Source organism: Asanoa sp. NPDC050611, assembly GCF_040654855.1.
Classification (GTDB): domain Bacteria; phylum Actinomycetota; class Actinomycetes; order Mycobacteriales; family Micromonosporaceae; genus Asanoa.
Window position 1 is genome coordinate 1 of sequence record NZ_JBFAIU010000486.1, and the last position, 4304, is coordinate 4304.

General features: G+C 74.9%; 4 protein-coding genes and 1 pseudogene. All 5 read right to left on the reverse strand.

From position 1 onward, the window contains the following. Positions 1-321, reverse strand: a 321-nt coding sequence (locus AB0H87_RS38755; RefSeq protein WP_360157819.1) for an ABC transporter ATP-binding protein, incomplete at its 3' end; no start/stop codon positions are given. Beyond that, positions 318-1520, reverse strand: a complete 1203-nt coding sequence (locus AB0H87_RS38760) for an efflux RND transporter periplasmic adaptor subunit (RefSeq protein WP_360157822.1) — start codon at positions 1518-1520, stop codon at positions 318-320. The genes AB0H87_RS38755 and AB0H87_RS38760, both read right to left, overlap by 4 nt. Before the next feature lie 46 nt (positions 1521-1566). Further along, positions 1567-3086 (reverse strand): annotated as a pseudogene (locus AB0H87_RS38765) (HAMP domain-containing sensor histidine kinase). Then, positions 3083-3787 carry a response regulator transcription factor gene (locus AB0H87_RS38770; protein WP_360157825.1) on the reverse strand — a complete coding sequence of 235 codons (705 nt, stop codon included), beginning with the start codon at positions 3785-3787 and terminating at the stop codon, positions 3083-3085. The pseudogene AB0H87_RS38765 and the gene AB0H87_RS38770 overlap by 4 nt, the downstream one beginning before the upstream one ends. Positions 3788-3832: 45 nt before the next feature. Then, on the reverse strand, positions 3833-4304 hold a 472-nt coding region (locus AB0H87_RS38775), incomplete at its 5' end, for an HlyD family efflux transporter periplasmic adaptor subunit (RefSeq protein ID WP_360157828.1).

Sequence of the window (4304 nt, forward strand, 5' to 3'; positions counted from 1 at the left end):
GTTGGCCAGCGCGGTCATCCGGGGTATCAGGTTGAACGACTGGAAGACGAAGCCGATCCGCCGGTTGCGCAGCAGCGCGAGCTGACGGTCGCCGAGCCGGCCGACGTCGACGCCGGAGAGCAGGTAGCGCCCGCTGGTCGGCACGTCGAGGCAGCCGAGGATGTTCATCAGGGTGGACTTGCCCGAGCCCGAGGCGCCCATCACCGCGACGTAGTCGCCGCGCGCGACGGTGAGCGAGACGGCCCGCAGCGCCGCGACCTCGGTCGTGCCGGTCCCGTAGACCTTGCCGACGCGGCGGACGTCGAGCACCGCGGCAGTCACCGGCCGGCCCCCTGCCGGCCGCCGGTGTTGCCGCCGCGGAACCCGCTTCCCCCGGCCGGGCCGCCGGAGAAGCCACCACCGGGGAACCGGAACTCGCCACCGTTCTGGTTGCCGCCGCTGGTGGGGATCGTGACCACCACCTGCTCGCCCGGCTCGAGGCCGGCGGTGACCTCGGTGGCCTGGTCGCCCTGGAGGCCGATCTCGACGTCCCGGCTGACGTGCTGCCCGTCCTGGTCGACGGTGACGGTGTGCCGGCCGCCGGCGCTGGTGATCGCGGCCGGGAGCACGGTGACGGCGTCCGCCTTCTCGCCGACCACGATGGCCACCTCGACGGTCTGCCCGGCCCGGACCCCGTCCGGCAGCGCGCCGAGCCGCACGGTGGCGCCGTAGGTGACCACGTCCCCGCTGGTCGTCGCCGTCGGGCCCACCGCGGCGAGGGTGCCGTCGGCGCGGGCGTCCGGCAGTGCGTTCCAGGTGACCCGCGCCGGCTGGCCCGCGCGGAGCTTGGTCGCGTCCGCCTCGGCCACCGACGCGGTCACCTCGAGGTGGCTCAGGTCCTCGATGGTGACGAAGCCCGAACCCGCGCTCGAGCTGGTCGAACCGGTGGATCCGGACCGGCTCGACCCGGAGCCGGACGTCGATCCGGCCGACGACGATCCCGACGCCGGGCCGCCGAGCGTGCCGTCGACCGCCGTCACCGTGCCGGCCATCGGCGCCTTCAGCACGGTGCCGGCCACCGCGTCCTGCGCCGCGTCGACGTCCCGCTCGGCCTGGTCGACCTGGTCCTGCGCGCTCGCCGGGTCGGCGTGCGCGTCCTGCGCCCGGTCCAGCGCGTCCCGGGCCGCGTCCAGGTCGTCCTCCGCCGCGGCCAGCTGGCGTTTCGCCGCCGTGTCGTCGACGGTCGCCAGCGTCGCGCCCTTGGCCACCCGCTGCCCGACCGTGACCGCGATCGAGGTCACCGTCCCGGTGGTGCCGAACGACGCGGTCGCGGTCGACGTGCTGCGCACGGAGCCGGACGCCGACACGGTCTTGGTGACCGTGCCCCGGCCGACGGGGACCGTGCGGGTGGTGCCACCCGCGGTGCCGGCGGTGCTGGCCTCGGCCGGCGCGAACGACGAGTACACCCAGAGGCCGCCCGCGACCACGGCGGCGGCGAGCAGCCCGTTGACCAACCAGGCCGGGCGGAGGCGGACAGGCATGCGCGCCAGCCTGGTGGCCGCGCCTCAAAGCCCGCACCGAGCCAGCTCAGGGCCCGCTGGGAACCCGGCCGTCCTCCGGCAGCAGCACCCGGAACGTGGCGCCCGCGCCCGGCCGGCCGTGCAGCTCCACCCGCCCGCCGTGGCTGGTGACGATCGCGGCCACGATGGACAGCCCGAGGCCCGAGCCGCCGCTGCGCCGGTTGCGGCTCGGGTCGGCGCGGTAGAGCCGCTCGAACACCCGCTCGGCGTGCTCGGCGGGCACGCCCGGCCCGGTGTCGGCCACTTCCAGCACGGCCAGCGGCCGGTCGAGGGGCACGTCGCCGACCGCGGCGGAGGGCCGTTGAGCCGGAGCGCCGGGCCGGTGGCGGCCGACCCGCAGGATCACGGTCGCGGGCGCCGCCGTGTGCTGCAGCGCGTTGGCGACCAGGTTGGTGGCGACCTGGCGCAGCCCGTGCTCGTCACCCAGCACGGTCACCGGCTCGAACGGCGCGTCGGCCGCGCCGCCCAGGGCCGCCAGCTCCACCAGGCGGTCCGGCTGCCGGGCGTGCGCGTCGCTGATCGTGTCCGCCGCGATCGCCAGCAGGTCGACGGGCCGCCGCTCCGGCCGCCGCTGCAGGTCCAGCCGGGCCAGCAGGAGCAGGTCCTCGACCAGCAGGCCCATCCGGGCGGCCTCGGACTCGATCCGGGCCATCATCTCGTCGAGCCGCTGGCCGGGCACCGCTCCCCCACGCCGGTACAGCTCCGCGAAGCCGCGGATCGAGGTCAGCGGCGTACGCAGCTCGTGCGAGGCGTCCGCGACGAACTGCCGCAGGCGCCGCTCCGAGGTCGTCCGCGCGGAGACCTCGGCCTCGATCCGGTCGAGCATCGAGTTCAGCGCGATGCCGAGCCGGCCGGGCTCGGTGTGCGGGTCGGCGTCGCGGATCCGCAGCGACAGGTCGCCGGCGGTGATCTCGGCCGAGGTGCGCTCCATCCGGGTCAGCGGGCGCAGGCCCATCCGCACGACCAGGGCGGCGACGCCCGCCAGCAGCGCCAGCACCACCAGCATGACCGCGACGTCGATGGCGAGCAGCAGGTCCGCGGTGGCATCCACGGCCTTGAGGACACGCCCGAGACGGCCAGGCTGCCGTCCTGGCGGGCCACCACGAGCACCCGCCACGACATCGTGCCGTCCACCGCGCCGACGGTGAACGGCTCACCGCCGGCCCGCGCCACGAGGTCGCCGTAGCCCGGCAGCCGCGGCGCCGGCACCCCGTCGGGCACCGAGAACAGCGGCGTGCCACCCTCCGCGGGCACGAACACGAAGGCGCGGTCGGCGTCGAGCCGGCCGCGGGGATACATCGGGTTCGGCGGTGGCGGAAGGACACCGTCCCAGGTCCGGCGCTGGGTGGCCGCCTGGCCCATCGCGTGCAGCTGCTCGTCGACCCGGTCGGTGAGGTTGCGGCGCAGCAGTGTCAGGCCGATCGCGTTGGCGACCAGCAGCGCGAACGCGCTCAGCGTGGCGACCGCGACGACCAGCCGGGCCCGCAGCGTCCAGCGGCGCCAGTGCCGGAGCCGCGGCGGGTTCATTCCTGTTCCCGGGGCAACCGCAGCGCGTAGCCGACGCCGCGCACCGTGTGGATCAGCGCGGGTCCGGCGGCGTCGATCTTCTTGCGCAGGTAGTACACGTACGACTCGACGATCCGGCCGTCACCGCCGAAGTCGTAGCTCCACACCCGGTCCAGGATCTGCGCCTTGCTGACCACCCGGCCGGCGTTGACCAGCAGGTAGCGCAGCAGCTTGAACTCCGTCGGCGACAGGTCGACCAGCCGCCCGGCCCGGCGCACCTCGTGCGCGTCCTCGTCGAGCTCGACGTCGGCGTAGCGCAGGACGCCGGCCTCCGAGCTCGCCGCGTGGCTGCGCCGCAGGATCGCCCGGATCCGCAGCACGACCTCTTCCAGGCTGAACGGCTTGGTCACGTAGTCGTCGGCGCCGACCGTGAGTCCGGAGATCCGGTCCTCGACGGCGTCCTTGGCGGTCAGGAACAGCACGGGTACGCCCGGCCCGCCACCGGACCGCAGCTTGCGCGCGACCTCGAAGCCGTCGAGGTCGGGCAGCATCACGTCGAGCACGACGAGATCCGGGGCGAAGTCCTCGGCGACGGTCAGCGCCTCGTAGCCGCCGGCCGCGACCCGCACGTCGAAGTCGACGAGCCGGAGCGTGGCGGAGAGCAGGGCGCAGATGTTGGGCTCGTCGTCGACGACGAGCACCCGGGTCGGTCGTGGTGGCACACCGTATCTCTTACGGTTCGACGCTCGGAACTGCCTGGGAACGCGCTAGGAAGAAGCTGTGACGATCTCCTGACCGTCGATGAGTCCGGCCATGATCTCGGTGTACGCGTCGCCGCGCAGGCCCACCTGGACCTGGGTTCGCGCGTCACCGGCGGCGGTGCGGACCAGCACCGATCCGTCGGCGCGCACGGCGGTGCTGGGCACCCGCAGCGAATTCGGGCGCGACGCGATCGTGACCCGGACCGCGGCGCTCTGGCCGACCAGCAGGTCGCCGGGTGCCTGCTCGAAGGCCAGCCGCGCGCTGAAGGTGACCAGCGTGCCGTCGCTGGTGCCGACCGGGTCCACCTGGACGACGGTCGCGTGCAGCGGCGTGCCGGGCCGGTCGGGCAGCGTGACGGTGGCGGCCTGCCCGGTGGCGAGCCGGCCGGCGTCCGCCTCGGGGAACGCCGCCTCGATCTGCATGCCGCCCGGGTCGAACCGGATCTGCGCATGCCATTTCCCCGGCTGCGCGTCCACG

Coding starts and splice junctions, on each gene's coding strand:
- AB0H87_RS38760 (WP_360157822.1), bottom strand. CDS start 1,520: ATGCCTGTCCGCCTCCGCCCGGCCTGGTTGGTCAACGGGCTGCTCGCC.